The 13,961-nt window shown below is 66.2% G+C and carries 18 protein-coding genes; 5 read left to right on the forward strand and 13 right to left on the reverse strand.

The window, feature by feature from the left end; translation table 11 throughout:
• Positions 1-31: 31 nt before the first annotated feature.
• Positions 32-1,306 (reverse strand): aspartate kinase, encoded by a 1,275-nt coding sequence (locus B9Z03_RS25785; RefSeq protein ID WP_085467869.1) that lies wholly within the window; start codon positions 1,304-1,306, stop codon positions 32-34.
• Positions 1,307-1,511: 205 nt separating this feature from the next.
• Here B9Z03_RS25785 and B9Z03_RS25790 point away from each other — a divergent pair, with 205 nt between their 5' ends.
• Positions 1,512-2,228, forward strand: a complete 717-nt coding sequence (locus B9Z03_RS25790) for a gamma-glutamylcyclotransferase (RefSeq protein WP_176247687.1) — start codon at positions 1,512-1,514, stop codon at positions 2,226-2,228.
• Here B9Z03_RS25790 and B9Z03_RS25795 read toward each other — a convergent pair.
• Positions 2,218-2,979, reverse strand: coding sequence for an ABC transporter permease (locus B9Z03_RS25795; RefSeq protein ID WP_085466844.1), 762 nt, complete (start codon positions 2,977-2,979; stop codon positions 2,218-2,220). The two genes, B9Z03_RS25790 and B9Z03_RS25795, sit on opposite strands and share 11 nt — an antisense overlap.
• A complete protein-coding gene (locus B9Z03_RS25800; RefSeq protein WP_085466845.1) occupies positions 2,976-3,902 on the reverse strand; it encodes an ABC transporter ATP-binding protein in 927 nt (308 codons plus the stop codon). The genes B9Z03_RS25795 and B9Z03_RS25800 overlap by 4 nt, the downstream gene beginning before the upstream one ends.
• Before the next feature lie 217 nt (positions 3,903-4,119).
• On the opposite strand from B9Z03_RS25800, the gene ubiG reads away from it, so the two are divergent.
• Both ubiG and B9Z03_RS25810 read left to right on the forward strand, forming a co-directional pair.
• Positions 4,120-4,872, forward strand: coding sequence for a bifunctional 2-polyprenyl-6-hydroxyphenol methylase/3-demethylubiquinol 3-O-methyltransferase UbiG (ubiG, locus tag B9Z03_RS25805; RefSeq protein ID WP_085467871.1), 753 nt, complete (start codon positions 4,120-4,122; stop codon positions 4,870-4,872).
• 44 nt (positions 4,873-4,916) lie between these two features.
• A complete protein-coding gene (locus B9Z03_RS25810; protein ID WP_085466846.1) occupies positions 4,917-6,089 on the forward strand; it encodes an ATP-binding protein in 1,173 nt (390 codons plus the stop codon).
• Here the strand turns inward: B9Z03_RS25810 and B9Z03_RS25815 are convergent.
• Genes B9Z03_RS25815 through B9Z03_RS25830 form a run of 4 tightly spaced genes read right to left on the reverse strand, consistent with a single transcriptional unit; the run spans position 6,086 to position 8,438 of the window.
• Positions 6,086-6,511: a DUF1178 family protein gene (locus B9Z03_RS25815; protein WP_085466847.1), complete on the reverse strand. Its 426-nt coding sequence runs from the start codon at positions 6,509-6,511 to the stop codon at positions 6,086-6,088. The two genes, B9Z03_RS25810 and B9Z03_RS25815, sit on opposite strands and share 4 nt — an antisense overlap.
• Entirely contained in the window at positions 6,508-7,365 is an 858-nt protein-coding gene (locus tag B9Z03_RS25820; RefSeq protein WP_085466848.1) for a carbon-nitrogen hydrolase family protein, read from the reverse strand. Before B9Z03_RS25820 ends, B9Z03_RS25815 begins: the two co-directional genes overlap by 4 nt.
• An 11-nt stretch (positions 7,366-7,376) precedes the next feature.
• Complete coding sequence (gene grxC / locus B9Z03_RS25825; RefSeq protein ID WP_085466849.1) at positions 7,377-7,634, reverse strand: glutaredoxin 3; 258 nt, start codon at positions 7,632-7,634, stop codon at positions 7,377-7,379.
• Between the two features lie 30 nt (positions 7,635-7,664).
• Complete coding sequence (locus B9Z03_RS25830) at positions 7,665-8,438, reverse strand: ComF family protein (RefSeq protein ID WP_139832395.1); 774 nt, start codon at positions 8,436-8,438, stop codon at positions 7,665-7,667.
• A gap of 97 nt (positions 8,439-8,535) precedes the next feature.
• On the opposite strand from B9Z03_RS25830, the gene B9Z03_RS25835 reads away from it, so the two are divergent.
• Positions 8,536-9,408, forward strand: a complete 873-nt coding sequence (locus B9Z03_RS25835; protein WP_085466851.1) for a methyltransferase domain-containing protein — start codon at positions 8,536-8,538, stop codon at positions 9,406-9,408.
• Between the two features lie 15 nt (positions 9,409-9,423).
• On the opposite strand, the gene B9Z03_RS25840 is transcribed toward B9Z03_RS25835, so the two are convergent.
• From B9Z03_RS25840 to B9Z03_RS25865, 6 genes are all read right to left on the reverse strand, one after another.
• Entirely contained in the window at positions 9,424-9,594 is a 171-nt protein-coding gene (locus B9Z03_RS25840) for a Flp family type IVb pilin (protein ID WP_244561846.1), read from the reverse strand.
• 97 nt (positions 9,595-9,691) lie between these two features.
• Positions 9,692-10,006 carry a hypothetical protein gene (locus B9Z03_RS25845; RefSeq protein WP_085467872.1) on the reverse strand — a complete coding sequence of 105 codons (315 nt, stop codon included), beginning with the start codon at positions 10,004-10,006 and terminating at the stop codon, positions 9,692-9,694.
• 100 nt (positions 10,007-10,106) lie between these two features.
• Positions 10,107-10,526, reverse strand: coding sequence for a (deoxy)nucleoside triphosphate pyrophosphohydrolase (locus B9Z03_RS25850; RefSeq protein ID WP_085466853.1), 420 nt, complete (start codon positions 10,524-10,526; stop codon positions 10,107-10,109).
• Positions 10,527-10,539: 13 nt separating this feature from the next.
• Positions 10,540-11,307, reverse strand: coding sequence for a GNAT family N-acetyltransferase (locus B9Z03_RS25855; protein ID WP_244561847.1), 768 nt, complete (start codon positions 11,305-11,307; stop codon positions 10,540-10,542).
• Positions 11,308-11,312: 5 nt separating this feature from the next.
• A complete protein-coding gene (argJ, locus tag B9Z03_RS25860; protein ID WP_085466854.1) occupies positions 11,313-12,554 on the reverse strand; it encodes a bifunctional glutamate N-acetyltransferase/amino-acid acetyltransferase ArgJ in 1,242 nt (413 codons plus the stop codon).
• A gap of 75 nt (positions 12,555-12,629) precedes the next feature.
• Positions 12,630-12,899 carry a putative antibiotic biosynthesis monooxygenase gene (locus B9Z03_RS25865; RefSeq protein WP_085466855.1) on the reverse strand — a complete coding sequence of 90 codons (270 nt, stop codon included), beginning with the start codon at positions 12,897-12,899 and terminating at the stop codon, positions 12,630-12,632.
• A gap of 99 nt (positions 12,900-12,998) precedes the next feature.
• On the opposite strand from B9Z03_RS25865, the gene B9Z03_RS25870 reads away from it, so the two are divergent.
• The gene (locus tag B9Z03_RS25870; protein WP_085466856.1) at positions 12,999-13,592 is read left to right on the forward strand and encodes a TetR/AcrR family transcriptional regulator; all 594 of its coding nucleotides are present in this window, start codon (positions 12,999-13,001) and stop codon (positions 13,590-13,592) included.
• Positions 13,593-13,961 lie beyond the last annotated feature (369 nt).

Here is a 13,961-nt window from a genome sequence, read left to right on the forward strand (position 1 = left end):
ACGTGATCAGACCCGCATCGATATTTCCAGACTACTGCTTATCCAGACCGTAGACGGAATGCAAAGTCCGAACGGCGAGTTCGGTATAGGGCCCGTCGATCAGAATGGAGATCTTGATCTCGGACGTGGTGATCGCGCGGATGTTGATGCCCTTCTCGGCCAGCGCCTTGAAGGCGGTCGCGGCGACGCCCGCATGGCTGCGCATCCCGATGCCGATCACCGACACCTTCGACATCCCATCGTCGTGCTGGACGACGTCGAAGCCGACCGTCTCGCGCACCTTGTCGAGGATCGCGAGCGCCTTGGCGACGTCGCCCTGCGGCACGGTGAAGGTCATGTCGGTGCGCGAGCCGTCCTCGGAAATGTTCTGGACGATCATGTCGACATTGATGCCGCCTTCGGCGAGCGGCCCGAAGATGCCGCCGGCGACGCCGGGGCGGTCCGCGACGCGGCGGAGCGAAATCTGCGCCTCGTCCTTGGCGTAGGCGATACCGGTGACGACCTGCTGTTCCACGATTTCATCCTCGTCACAAATGAGGGTTCCGGGCGGGTTGAGAAGATCGCCCATGCCCGGGGCATCCGGATCTTCGAAGGAGGAGCGCACGAAGGTGCGCACCTTGTGCACCATGGCGAGCTCGACCGAGCGCACCTGCAGCACCTTGGCGCCGAGCGAGGCCATCTCCAGCATCTCCTCGAAGGAGATCTTGGCAAGTCGGCGCGCCTTCGGCTCGATGCGCGGGTCGGTCGTGTAGACGCCGTCGACATCGGTGTAGATGTCGCAGCGGTCCGCCTTGACGGCGGCGGCGATCGCCACCGCGCTGGTGTCCGAGCCGCCGCGGCCGAGCGTGGCGATGCGCCCGTCCGGCGCGATGCCCTGGAAGCCGGCGATCACGGCGACCTGCCCCTGGCCGAAGCGCTGGATCAGCTTCGAACCGTCGATGTCGGCGATCCGGGCCGCACCATGCGCGCTGTCGGTGGTGATCGGGATCTGCCAGCCCTGCCAGGAGCGCGCATCGACGCCGATCGACTGCAACGCGATGGCGAGAAGCCCAGCCGTCACCTGCTCGCCGGAGGCAACGACGGCGTCATATTCTCGCGCGTCGTAGAAGGGAGCGTTGGAGCCCGCGACCTTGGGCATGTTCTGCACCCAGGCGACCAGCTCGTTGGTCTTGCCCGACATGGCGGAGACGACGACGGCGACCTCGTGGCCCGCGTCGACCTCGCGTTTGACGTGCCGCGCCACATTGTGGATACGGTCGAGATCGGCGACGGAGGTTCCGCCGAACTTCATCACGATGCGCGCCATGGCGGTCGAAAGGTCCTGATTCGGGGCCGTGCTGCCAGGCTCGGCTCTCAATGGTTGGGGCGCCGCATTCCTCCCCGGACCGCGGCGCGCGGCTTCCTTAGCCAAATCGCCTCCGATCCGCAAGGCGACCCGGCGCGGCCGTCTGGCGCGCGATCGGAACGCGATGATATGATCCGCGTGAACGGCTTCGGATGGTCGGGTGGCGATGGACGGAAACGCGAAACGGCAGATGCGGCTGAGCCGGGAGCATGTTGCGAAAGCGACGCGCAAAATGCCCGATCCCGGCATCCACCTCCTGCCCGGCTTCGTGCCCGCGACCGATGCCGACTACGACCGCGTCGTCGCGGAAATCATCGCCGGCGCGCCAAATGACGGCTTCTGGGTCTTTGCCTACGGCTCCCTGATCTGGAACCCCGACTTCGACTTCACCGAACAGCGCAACGCGGTGGCGCGCGGCTGGCGGCGGCGCTTCTGCCTCGGTTGGGACTATCGCTGGCGCGGCAACCGCGAGCAGCCGGGGCTGATGCTGGCGCTCGACCGCGGCGGCCAGTGCAACGGCGTCATCTTCCGCCTGCCCGACGCGGCGATCGAGGCCAACATGCATCGGCTCATCCGCCGCGAGATGAGCATGGTGCCGAGCGCCTTCCCGCCGCGCTGGATACGGGTCGAGACGCCGGACGGGCCGCTGAAGGCGCTCACCTTTGCGATGAATCGCAACAGCGGCCGCTACATCGGCTCGCTCGACGACGAGGCAATCGCCGACGTGCTGGCGACCGCCTGCGGCTTTCGCGGCTCGATGGCCGAATATCTCCACGCGACGGTAAGCCACCTGGACATGTTGGGAATCCGCGACCGGCACCTGTGGCGGTTGCAGGAAATGGTCGCCGAGCGGCTGGACCGTGCGGAGCCCGTCAGTTCTTGAGCCTGTAGCCGGTGCGGAACATCCAGCCGGTGACGGCGAGGCAGCCGAGAAGGAAGAGCACTGTCATCGCAAGGCTCGTCCAGACATTTACGTCCGCCGCCCCGACGAAGCTCCAGCGGAAGCCGCTGACCAGATAGACCACCGGGTTGAACAGCGACACCGCCTCCCAGAACGGCGGCAGCATCTCGATCGAGTAGAAAGTCCCGCCGAGGAAAGCGAGCGGCATGACGATGAGCAGCGGGATCACCTGCAGCTTCTCGAATCCGTCGGCCCAGATGCCGATGATGAAGCCAAACAGGCTGAACGAGACCGAGGTCAGCACCAGGAACAGCAGCATCACAAACGGGTGCTCGATCCTGAGCGGCACGAAGAAGGCGGCCGTTGCGAGGATCACGAGGCCGATGATCACCGACTTGGTGGCGGCCGCGCCGACATAGGCCGTGACGATCTCGAGATGGGAAACAGGCGCCGACAGCAGTTCATAGATCGTGCCGGTGAACTTCGGAAAATAGATGCCGAAGGACGCATTCGAGATCGACAGCGTCAGGATCGACATCATGATCAGCCCGGGCACGATGAACGCGCCGTAGCTCACTCCGCCGATCTCGGGGATGCGGGACCCGATCGCCGCGCCGAACACCACGAAATAGAGCGCGGTCGAGATGACCGGCGAAACGATCGACTGGAGGATGGTGCGGAAAGTGCGCGCCATCTCGAATCTGTAGATCGCCTGGACAGCGCGAAGGTTCATGTGCGGGCCTCCAGAAGTCCGACGAATATCTCTTCCAGCGTGCTTTGCCGGGTCTCGAGGTCGCGGATCGCTATGCCTTCGCGGGCAAGGTCGAGGAACAATGCGTTGATGCCTGTCCGGTCTGCGGTGGCGTCGTAGGTGGAGACGAGCGCGTCGCCTCCGTCTGCAAGGTCCAGCGCGTGCGAGGAGAGAGACGGCGGTAGTTCCGTCAGCGGCTCGCGCAGTTCGATCCGTAGCTGTTTCTTGCCGAGCGTGCGCATCAGCACGTCCTTGTCCTCGACCAGGATGATCTCGCCCTTGGAAATGATGCCGACGCGGTCGGCCATCTCCTGCGCCTCCTCGATGTAATGCGTGGTCAGGATGATGGTGACGCCGGTGTCGCGCAGGCCGCGCACCATCGCCCACATGTCGCGGCGCAGCTCGACGTCCACGCCGGCCGTCGGTTCGTCGAGAAAGAGAACCTCCGGCTCGTGGGCCAGCGCCTTTGCGATCAGGACGCGCCGCTTCATGCCGCCGGACAGCGTCATCACCTTCTCCTTGCGCTTGTCCCAGAGCGACAGCGACCTCAGCACTTTCTCGATATGTGCCGGATCGGCCGGCTTGCCGAACAGCCCGCGGCTGAAGGAGACGGTGGCGAAGACCGACTCGAACGCGTCGATCGAAAGCTCCTGCGGCACGAGCCCGATCATGGAGCGCGTCTTGCGATAGTCGCCGACGATGTCGTGCCCACCGACCCTGACACTGCCCGTGCCCAAATTGACCAGACCGCACACAATGTTGATCAGCGTCGTCTTGCCGGCCCCGTTCGGCCCCAGCAAAGCGAATATCTCACCCTTGCGGACGTCGAGACTGACGTTCTTCAGCGCTTCGAAGCCGTTGGCATAGGTCTTGGACAGGTTGGAGATCGAGATGATCGGCTGCATCGGCGACGGCTCTTCCAGATTGGTGCGTCGGATATAGACCGGATGGCGGCTCGCCCCAACCTGACCGAAGCGATAGCTGACAGGCCCTGACAGCCGCTCGATCGTGTCGTCGGCGAGCCGCCACGGGCCCCGGCATCCCTCTCCCGAACGGAACCAAGCGCCTTGACATCGAAGCCTCGTCGCCCGACTTGTGTGGCCGAAGAGGGAGATGAACGACATGGCCGAAGCCCAACGCACGACCATCGACGCCGACGAAGTGGAACGCTTCTCCCGCATGGCGGCGGAGTGGTGGGATCCGAACGGCAAGTTCCGCCCGCTGCACAAGTTCAACCCGGTCCGCCTCGCCTACATTCGCGACAAGGTGGCCGAGCGATTCGGCCGTGATCCGCGCGCGCCGCACCCCTTCGAGGGCCTGCGCATCCTCGACATCGGCTGCGGCGGCGGCCTCCTGTGCGAGCCGATGGCGCGGCTGGGTGCCGAGGTCGTCGGGGCCGACGCATCCGCCACCAACATCGAAGTCGCCAAGCTGCACGGGGTGGAGAGCGGCCTGACCATCGACTACCGCGCCACGACCGCCGAGGCGCTCGCCGACGAGGGCGAGAAGTTCGACGTGATTCTGAACATGGAGGTGGTCGAGCACGTCGCCGACGTCGACCTGTTCCTTGCCAAATGCGGGCAGATGGTGAAGCCGGGCGGGCTGATGTTCGTCGCCACGATCAACCGCACGCTGAAGGCGCTGGGGCTTGCCATCATCGGGGCGGAATACGTTCTGCGCTGGCTGCCGCGCGGCACCCACCAGTTCGGCAAGCTCGTGCGGCCGGACGAACTGGAATCCGGCCTGGGCAAGGCCGGCCTCACCATCATCGACCGCACCGGCGTCGTCTACAACCCCCTCGGCGACCGCTGGCAGCGCTCGAAGGACATGGACGTCAACTACATGGTGCTGGCGGAACGGCCTCGGGCCAGCTAGCGATTATCCTTGCAATTCTGGAGTGACACTCCATAAATGCAAGGATGATTGTTCGACGCATAGAGTCTCGACTGGTCGAATTGCTCGACACAAACCCGACGGTAGCACTATTAGGCCCGCGTCAGGTTGGCAAGACGACATTGGCCCTGACCGTCGCCGAGACTCGCCCGTCCATATATCTGGATCTGGAATCGGAAGCCGACCGTGCCAAGCTCGCCGAGCCTGAGCTCTTTCTATCGGCCCATCAGGACAAGCTCGTCATACTTGATGAAGTTCATCGCGCCCCGAACCTGTTTCAGGCGCTTCGCGGACTGATCGACCGCGGTCGCAGGGCTGGCGCCAGGTTCAGCCGGTTTTTGCTGCTCGGCTCCGCTTCGATGGAACTCTTGCGACAATCCGGTGAATCCCTTGCCGGACGGATCGCTTATCTGGAAATGCAACCGATCGACGGACTGGAAGTGCCCGCTCCGGACACCGACAGATTGTGGGTCCGCGGTGGATTTCCAGACAGCTATCTCGCCAGTTCCGACAGGATATCGATGAGATGGCGCCAGGATTTCATTCGTACTTATCTCGAACGTGACATACCTGCTCTCGGTCCCCGTATACCTGCTGAAACGCTGAGGCGGTTCTGGACCATGCTGGCCCACCAGCAGTCGGGCCTGCTCAATGCGGCACAACTTGCTGGATCCCTCGGCGTAACCGGCAAGACCATCGCCTCCTATCTTGACCTCTTGGTCGATCTGCTGCTGGTGCGCAGGCTCGAACCGTGGCATGCGAATACGACCAAGCGGCTGGTCAAATCTCCGCGAATTTATGTCCGGGACAGCGGTCTGGTTCACGCCTTGCTGGGTATCGGATCAGAGAATGATGTCCTGGGCCATCCAGTGGCTGGGCCAAGCTGGGAAGGGTTCGTGATCGAGACTTTGATCGCAGCCGCCCCGGAAGGCACTCAACCGAACTTCTATCGGACTGCTGCCGGAGCTGAAATCGATCTACTGCTCGTCCTCCCCGGGGGCGCGACGTGGGCTGTCGAAATCAAGCGTAGCCTTGCTCCCAAGGCAGAGCGCGGCTTCCATACTGCCTGCGAAGACGTCGATCCGGAAAGAAGATTGGTTATCTATCCTGGAAAGGATGCATACCCTCTGGGACATGGCATCGAAGCGATGCCCCTTTCGCTCGTAGGCAAAGCGCTGCTGGGTCTCGCTCCAGCCTAGTTCCTGTCGTCCGGAAACACCGGCAGCGGCATGAACTCTACCCCGTCCTCGATCAGGTCGCGGGCCTCCTCGGGCGTTGCCTCGCCATAGATGCCGCGCGCCTCGGTCTCGCCGAAGTGGATCTTTCGCGCTTCCTCGGCGAACTTGTCGCCGACGTTCTCGGCATTCTCCCGCACCTGCTTCGACATTTCCTTCAACGCCGCCATCAGCTTCTTCTGCTCGGCGTTTGCCGCAAGCGCCATCTTTTCCTTCTTCCGGCCGGTCGAGACGGCCGGCGCCATCAGCGACTTCGACACCTTGTGCGAGCCGCAGACCGGGCACTCGACGAAGCCGCGCTTCGACTGCGTGTCGTAGTCGGCGTTGTCGCGGAACCAGCCCTCGAATTCGTGGGCCTGGTCGCAGTGGAGGGAGAAGCGGATCACGATGCGGCTTTCAGGGCAGGTTCGGGACGCGCGACTTCGACCGAGAATTCGCGCGCATTCTTCAGGTTCGGGATCTTCTTGCGCGCCTCGGCGGAGGCGGCCGTGTCGATCTCGGCATAGATAATGCCGGGCTCGGCGTGGTCGGCCTCGGCGACGACGCGGCCCCACGGGTCGACGATGAGCGAATGGCCGTAGGTCTCTCGGCCGTCCTCATGCGTGCCGCCTTGCGCGGCGGAGATCACCCAGGCGCCGTTCTCGATGGCGCGGGCGCGCAACAGCACGTGCCAGTGCGCCTCGCCGGTCTGGCGGGTGAAGGCGGCGGGCGTGGTCAGCACCTCGGCCCCGGCCAGCGCCTGAGCGCGGAAGAGCTGCGGAAAGCGCAGGTCGTAGCACACCGCCATGCCGAGATTGGCGAAGGGCAGCTCGGCCACCACGGTGCACCCGCCGGGCTGGTAGGTCGCCGATTCACGCCAGCTCTCGCCATTGTCGAGGTCGACGTCGAACATGTGGATCTTGTCGTAGGTCGCGATGTCCGCGCCGTCCGGACCGACGAGGAACCCGCGGTTGGCGATCCTGTCGCCGGCGGCGATAGCCGTCGAGCCGACATGGATGTGGACGCCGAACTCGCGCGCCAGCCGCCGCGCGGCAGACGCGACGAGGTCACCCGCATCGTCCCTCAGCGATGCCTTGAGCGCCGCGCGGTCGCGCATCAGCGCGCCGGTCATCTCCGGCGTCTGGATGTAGACGGCACCATTTCCGGCCGCCTCGCGCACCATCCTCTCGAAAGTCTCGGCATTCCTCTCGACGGAGGTGCCCGAACGCATCTGGATGGCGGCTGCCTTGAAGATGGTCATGTCGTGGCTCCTCAGGCGGCCAGCAGCGGGTCGAGCTTGCCGGTGCGATCGAGCTCGTAGAGATCGTCGCAGCCGCCGACATGCGTCTCGCCGATGAAGATCTGCGGGAAGGTCGAGCGGCCGTTGGCGCGCAGGATCATCTCCTGGCGCAGCTCCGGCGAGTAGGTCGCGTCGTGCTCCTGGAAGTCGACGCCCTTCTCCTTCAAAAGCCGTTTCGCCGCTGCGCAGTAGCCGCAGAAATCACGCGTGTAGATCGTAACCTGTGCCATGTCCGGTCCAGCCTTCGCCGCCTATGCCGACTATATAGTGTCGTCTTCCTCGGGCCGGAAGTCCCCCGGCAGGACGCGCGCGAAGGTCAGCACGTCGACATGCGCCGCCTTGGCCCTACGCAACGCCTTCGCCACCGCCGAAACGGTCGCGCCGGTGGTGTAGACATCGTCCACGACGAGGATGCGCCGGCCGGCCACTTCGATCTCCCGCTCCGCCGCCACCTTGAAGGCGCCGCGCACATTGTCCTCGCGCTGGCGCAATCCCAGCCCCACCTGCTGGCGCGTCGGCTTCACGCGGTTGAGCACGTCGGGCGAGAACGGCACGCCCGACAGTCGCGAGATCGCCCGCGCCAGCTCCGCCGACTGGTTGAAGCGGCGCGACAGGAAGCGTAGGCGGTGCAGCGGCACCGGCACGATCAGGTCCGCGTCGGGCAGCAGTTCGCGCCCCGCCCTGATCATCCAGCGCGCCATCCACGGCGCAAGGTCGGTGCGGTCGCCATATTTCAGCCCGTGCACCATCCTCCGCGCGATGCCGCCATGGGCGACGGCTGCCCGCGCGCGGTCGAAGGGCGGCGGGTAGGCGATCGCGTCGGCCGACAGCATTCCCGGCCCCATCTCGTGGCTGAACGGCGTGCCCATCACCTCGCACCAGGGCTGTTCGAGGAAGCGCAGGCCCCGCCAGCACGCGCCGCACAGCGCGCCTGGCTGGCTGACGAGGCGGCGGCATCCCGCGCAGGCCGGCGGGAACAGAAGCCGCGCCGACATCGACGCCGCCCGTGCCGCAAGGCTCTTGATCTCCTGCATCCGATCGGCCACCTGAGAAAGGACACAGGCTAGCATGCGATGGGCCTGCCGCAAGGGCAGTCGCCCACCATCCCAGCCAGAAGCCCGGACCGCGCCCTTGGAACCGATCATCGACACCGATCTCGCAACGCGGCGCAAGCTGCGCGCGGCAGCGCTGCCCGTGGCGGGCGCCGACTTCCTGCTGACGCGCGCAGCCGAGGATCTCGCCGATCGCCTGGCAGCGGTCGCGCGCCGTTTCCCCCACGCTGCCACGCTGTTCTCGCCGGGCGGCGCGACCGCGCGCGCTCTCTTGGCGAGCGGCAAGGTGGACGACGTCGCCGAGGTCGTCGCCCATCCGGCACTCGCCGGCTCCGGCAAGCTCCTGCTCGGCGTCGCCGAAACGCTGCCGCTCGAACCCGCCTCGCTCGACCTCGTCGCCTCGCTGATGGCGCTGCACGAGGTGAACGACCTGCCCGGCCTGCTGATCCAGGCGCGCCGCGCGCTGAAGCCGGACGGCCTGTTCCTCGCCGCCTTCCCGGGCGCCGGCACGCTGGCCGAGCTGCGCGACAGCCTGCTGGCCGCCGAAACGGAGCTGACGGGCGGCGCCAGCCCGCGCGTCCTGCCCTTTACCGACGTCAGGGACGCCGGCGCCCTCCTCCAGCGCGCCGGCTTCGCGCTGCCGGTGGCCGACATCGAGACGGTGGTCGTGCGCTACGATTCGATGTTCGCATTGATGCGCGACTTGCGCGCGATGGGAGCGACGAACCCGCTTCTGGCGCGCCTGCGCAGGCCGACCGGCCGGGCGCTGCTCCTGCGCGCGGCCGAGATCTATGCGGAACGGCATTCGGATCCCGACGGGCGCATCCGCGCCACCTTCGCAACCATCTGGCTGTCGGGCTGGGCGCCGGACGCCTCGCAGCAGAAGCCGCTCAGGCCCGGATCGGCGAAGATGTCGCTGGCGAAAGCGCTGGGAGACGAGTCGGCGGGATGAGGCTGGTCGGCTCGCCTACTGCGTCGGCGTGTCGTCGAGGAATTTGGCGATTTCGAGAAAGCGGACTTCCATCCGGTTGCCGAAATGCGTGATGCCGCCGACGATGACCAGCGACAGGCAGACGAGGATCATGCCGTATTCGACTGCGGTCGCGCCGCTGCGATCCTTCAAAAACCGGACGAACATCTTCGACACCCCCGCCGAGCCTCTCCAGACACATTAGTCGAAGCCGATTAAGAAAGGTTAACGAGACAGCATTAACCAATGCTGAAAAGCCGGCTGTTCAGCCGCAATCGCCGCTGCGCGTGCCGTCGTCGCGGATGATGCAGATCGCCGCCGGCGAATCCTGCAGCACGCTGCGACGGATGACGTAGCTCGACCCGCCACCGCGGTTGACCGAGCCGGTCGACATGCGGTCGATCCCGTCCGCACCGACGATGCGCTTGGTCTGGCTCTCGGCGAGCGGCGCGAGGATCACCGCCAGCGCGACCGCGGCGGAGCCGAACAGCAGCGCGGCGCGCAGGATGCCCACCCCGGCAATGCCGAGCAGCGACGGACGATCACCGCGGATGGACTGCCACTCAGCTTCCGGATTCATCGATTGCCCCCGCAATGCGCCGGCGCCGTCCGCGCCGGTATCGAAAGGCAGCATTCTCACGATTGGATAAAGGATCGATTAACGAAACGCGCCGCGGCCGCTACAGCAGGTCGATCAGGAACGGGATCAGCGGCGCGTCGGCGGGCGGCATCTCGTAATTGCGCATGTCGCGCGGGCGCACCCATTTCAGCCGCTGCCCCTCCTTGCCCACCGGCGTGCCCCAGAAGCGGCGGCAGACGAACAGCGGCATCAGAAGGTTGAAGCTCTCATAGGCATGGCTGGCGAAGGTCAGCGGCGCCAGGCATGGCACCTTGGTTTCGATGCCGAGTTCTTCGGCAAGCTCGCGCACCACCGTCTCCTCGGGCGTCTCGCCCGTCTCCACCTTGCCGCCGGGAAATTCCCACAGGCCGGCGAGCTGCTTGCCCGGCGGGCGTTCGGTGATCAGCACGCGCCCGTCGGCGTCGACCAGCGCGCAGGCGGCGACCAGCAGCAGCGGCTTGGCAGGGTTCGTATCGCTCATCGCTGGCGTCCGGTCATTTCGGCGGCTGCCGGTAGTGGTAGTCGTAGACCCGGCGGAAGCCGAGGGATTTGTAGAGCGAGAGCGCCACCGTGTTGCTCGCCTCGACCTGCAGCCAGCCGATCTTCGCGCCGCGCAGCCGCGCCCATTTCAGCGCCGACAGAACGACGCGGCGTCCGTGCCCCTTGCCGCGCTCGCCGCTGAAGGTCGCCACCTCGAACAGGCCGGCAAGGTCGCCGTCATGCACGCAGATCGCGCTCGCCACCGGCCGGTCGTCGTCCTCCAGCAGGAAGAGCCCGCTCTCCGGCTCGATCGAGCTGACGATCTCCGACAGGCCCGGCCGTATCGACGGCTCGAAATCGTGCACCGTCATCGCGGCGCTGATGAAGCGGGCCATGTCCTTCATCGGGATCTGGGAAAGCACATTGTCGAGGTCGACGGCCGAGAGATCGATCGACATCACGACGGATTCGGAGAAGCGGCTCCACCCCTCCTGGTCGAGATAGGCGGAGATGAACGCGCCGCCGAGCGGCGACATGCGGAAGGTGGTCGGCCGGCCATAGGCCTCGAAGCGGCGCGAGGCGCGCGCAATGCGCTCGGTCAGGTTGTCGCAGTCGCCCGGATCGAGCGGATTGATCGAGTTCAGCCGCTTGGCCGGGTGACCCGCCGTGAGCCGGACCACCCACGTGCCGTCATAGTGCACCGACGAGGCCGGCCAGGCGCGAAATCCGGCCGCCTCGAAGCGGCGGACGATCGGCAGCAGGTCTGCGTCGAACTGCGGCACGCCGGTCAGCTTCTGTAGTCGCCGTTGATCGCGACATATTCCTTGGTGAGGTCGCAGGTCCACACCGTCGCCTTGCCGCGCCCAAGCCCGATGTCGGCGCGCACCCGGATACGGTCCTTCTTCATGTAGGCGGAGGTCTCGGCCTCGGAATAGGCCGGGTCGCGCTCGCCCTCATGCGCGACGCGGATGTCGCCGAACCAGACCGAGAGGCGGTCGCGGTCGGCGGGCTCGCCGGCCTTGCCGACCGCCATCACGACGCGGCCCCAGTTGGCGTCCTCGCCGGCGACCGCGGTCTTCACCAGCGGCGAATTGGCGATGGACAGCGCGATCTTCTTGGCCGAGCGCGCCGATTTCGCGCCCGTCACCGTCACCTCCACCTCCTTGCGCGCGCCCTCGCCGTCGCGCACCACCTGCAGCGCCAGGTTCTTCAGGATCTTGTTCAGCGCGCGGCGGAAGGACTGGAGCCTCGGGTCCTTGGCGTCGTCGATGCGCGGCGCGCCGCGCTTGGCCGCCGCACCCGTCGCAAACAGAAGCAGCGTGTCGCTGGTCGAGGTGTCGCTGTCCACCGTGACGGCGTTGAACGTCTTCGCCGTGCCCTTCGACAGAAGCTCCTGCAGCACGGGCGCCGCGATCGGCGCGTCGGTCGCGACGAAGGAGAGCATCGTCGCCATGTCGGGCGCGATCATGCCTGCGCCCTTGGCGATGCCGTTGATCGTCACCAGCGTCTCGCCTAGAAGCACGGTCTGCGTGGCGTATTTCGGATAGGTGTCCGTGGTCATGATGGCCTTACCGGCCTCCGGCCACAGCGCCGGCTCGGCGCGCTTGGCCATGTCGGCCAGCAGATGCGTGAACTTCGCCGGGTCGAGCGGCTCGCCGATCACGCCGGTCGAGGCGAGGAAGACCTCGGACGAGGCGCAGCCGGCGGCGGACGAAGCGGCCTGCGCTGTCGCCTCCGTCGTCGCCCTGCCCTTCTTGCCGGTAAACGCATTGGCGTTGCCGGAATTCACCACCAGCATGCGGGCGCTGCCGCCCGGCAGGTTCGCCCGGCAGAGATCGACCGGCGCCGAGGGGCATTTCGAACGGGTGAAGACGCCTGCGACCTGCGTGCCGGCGTCGAAGACCATAGCGAGCAGGTCGGTGCGGCCCTTGTATTTGATGCCCGCCTCGGCGGTGGCGATGCGCACGCCTTCGATCGGCGGCATCTTGGGCTGGGACTTCGGTGCAAGCGGCGAAACGGCGGTCGACATGGCGTGTTCCGGTGGCTGGATCGGTCGCGCCCGTTTGCCCGACCGATCACGCCCGCGCAAGCCCAATCGGCGGTTTCACTGCCTCACGACCGGGTTGATGAAGCGATGAAAGCGCTTCTGCACCGTGGGGATCAGCCCCCATACCATCGACGTGACCACGATCGGCACGAGGATCAGCGTCCGCTGCCAGATCGTCCAGCCCTCTGTGAGCGGGAAGATCAGGTAGAGCAGCCCGGTGACCAGCGGATAGACGCCGAGCAGGACGAGGAAGGCGAAGCGCGGCCGCGAGAAGCGGACCGCACCAGTCTGGGAGGAAATGGTCTGGGAGGAAACTGCGTGCGACATGGAAGGCCCCATCGATACGATACGTTCCGTTAAATAAAACGAGCCGTTTCGTTTCGTCAAGGGACGTGTTATGCGGATTTGCGGAAGGAGCTATGTGGAATGGATGGCACTGAGGTGGAGGGGCGCCGCTCGATCGGCGCCAGGCGCAATCCCGAAAGCGCCGAGGCGATCCTGGAGGCCGCGGAGGCGGTGCTGCTCGAATCCGGCTATGCGGGCTTCTCGATCGAGGCCGTGGCGCGGAAAGCCCGCGCGGGCAAGCCGACCATCTACCGCTGGTGGCCGAGCAAGGCAGCGCTCCTGCTGGATGTCTACCACCGGCAGAAGCGCCACGTGGTCTTTCCCGACGACGGCCCGCTCGAAGAGGATCTTTATGTCTTCGCGCGCAGCCTGTTCGCGCAGTGGCACGGCACCCCCGTCGGCGAGATCTTCCGCTCGATCATCGCCGAGGCGCAGTCCGACCCGAAGGCCGCCAGGGCGCTAGAGGAGTATTACGCCGAGCGACGCCGCCAGTCCGGCCGGATCACCGAACGCGCCATCGCACGCGGCGAAGCGCGGCCCGACACCAACCCGCAGATGGTCGCCGACCTCGTCTCCTCCTACGCCTGGACCCACCTCCTGACCAACCGCCTCGACGAGGACGACACCACCCTCCGCGCCGCCATCCGCACCGTCGTCAGAGGCGTGCTGGCCTGACGACGGCGCGAACTCTCGGCCGCTCCCGCCCTCGCGGCTCCTCCCTCGCCTGCGCGCCCACTCCACCACGCTTCGCGTGGTCCCTTGCCGGGGCGAGCCACTTGTCTCGCCCGTCCTTCGGACCCCCCGCTTCGCAGTGGAGGATCCGCGCGCTCAGCCGTCGCTTTTTATTCCTTTGATGACGGATGCGGGCGGAAGGCGGCGAGGCACCTGATCCTCCCCCGTTTACGAGGGAGGGGGATCACGCGAAGCGTGGTGGAGGGGGCGCGAGAGGCTGATGTCGTGCGAAGCCTGGGTCAGCTCTGAGGTGGATCGATTTCCGCCCGTTTCCTGCTAACTCCTTGTTCCCGTTCGCGCCCGAAATATTTC

Origin of the sequence: Mesorhizobium australicum (assembly GCF_900177325.1) — a bacterium.
Lineage (GTDB): Bacteria > Pseudomonadota > Alphaproteobacteria > Rhizobiales > Rhizobiaceae > Mesorhizobium_A > Mesorhizobium_A australicum_A.

What these genes read in the sequence shown, in the direction of transcription:
- B9Z03_RS25785 (WP_085467869.1), bottom strand. Translation starts at nt 1,306, where the DNA reads ATGGCGCGCATCGTGATGAAGTTCGGCGGAACCTCCGTCGCCGATCTC.
- B9Z03_RS25790 (WP_176247687.1), top strand. Translation starts at nt 1,512, where the DNA reads ATGGACGGAAACGCGAAACGGCAGATGCGGCTGAGCCGGGAGCATGTT.
- B9Z03_RS25795 (WP_085466844.1), bottom strand. Translation starts at nt 2,979, where the DNA reads ATGAACCTTCGCGCTGTCCAGGCGATCTACAGATTCGAGATGGCGCGC.
- B9Z03_RS25800 (WP_085466845.1), bottom strand. Translation starts at nt 3,902, where the DNA reads ATGCAGCCGATCATCTCGATCTCCAACCTGTCCAAGACCTATGCCAAC.
- ubiG (WP_085467871.1), top strand. Translation starts at nt 4,120, where the DNA reads ATGGCCGAAGCCCAACGCACGACCATCGACGCCGACGAAGTGGAACGC.
- B9Z03_RS25810 (WP_085466846.1), top strand. Translation starts at nt 4,917, where the DNA reads ATGATTGTTCGACGCATAGAGTCTCGACTGGTCGAATTGCTCGACACA.
- B9Z03_RS25820 (WP_085466848.1), bottom strand. Translation starts at nt 7,365, where the DNA reads ATGACCATCTTCAAGGCAGCCGCCATCCAGATGCGTTCGGGCACCTCC.
- grxC (WP_085466849.1), bottom strand. Translation starts at nt 7,634, where the DNA reads ATGGCACAGGTTACGATCTACACGCGTGATTTCTGCGGCTACTGCGCA.
- B9Z03_RS25830 (WP_139832395.1), bottom strand. Translation starts at nt 8,438, where the DNA reads ATGCAGGAGATCAAGAGCCTTGCGGCACGGGCGGCGTCGATGTCGGCG.
- B9Z03_RS25840 (WP_244561846.1), bottom strand. Translation starts at nt 9,594, where the DNA reads ATGTTCGTCCGGTTTTTGAAGGATCGCAGCGGCGCGACCGCAGTCGAA.
- B9Z03_RS25845 (WP_085467872.1), bottom strand. Translation starts at nt 10,006, where the DNA reads ATGAATCCGGAAGCTGAGTGGCAGTCCATCCGCGGTGATCGTCCGTCG.
- B9Z03_RS25850 (WP_085466853.1), bottom strand. Translation starts at nt 10,526, where the DNA reads ATGAGCGATACGAACCCTGCCAAGCCGCTGCTGCTGGTCGCCGCCTGC.
- argJ (WP_085466854.1), bottom strand. Translation starts at nt 12,554, where the DNA reads ATGTCGACCGCCGTTTCGCCGCTTGCACCGAAGTCCCAGCCCAAGATG.
- B9Z03_RS25865 (WP_085466855.1), bottom strand. Translation starts at nt 12,899, where the DNA reads ATGTCGCACGCAGTTTCCTCCCAGACCATTTCCTCCCAGACTGGTGCG.
- B9Z03_RS25870 (WP_085466856.1), top strand. Translation starts at nt 12,999, where the DNA reads ATGGATGGCACTGAGGTGGAGGGGCGCCGCTCGATCGGCGCCAGGCGC.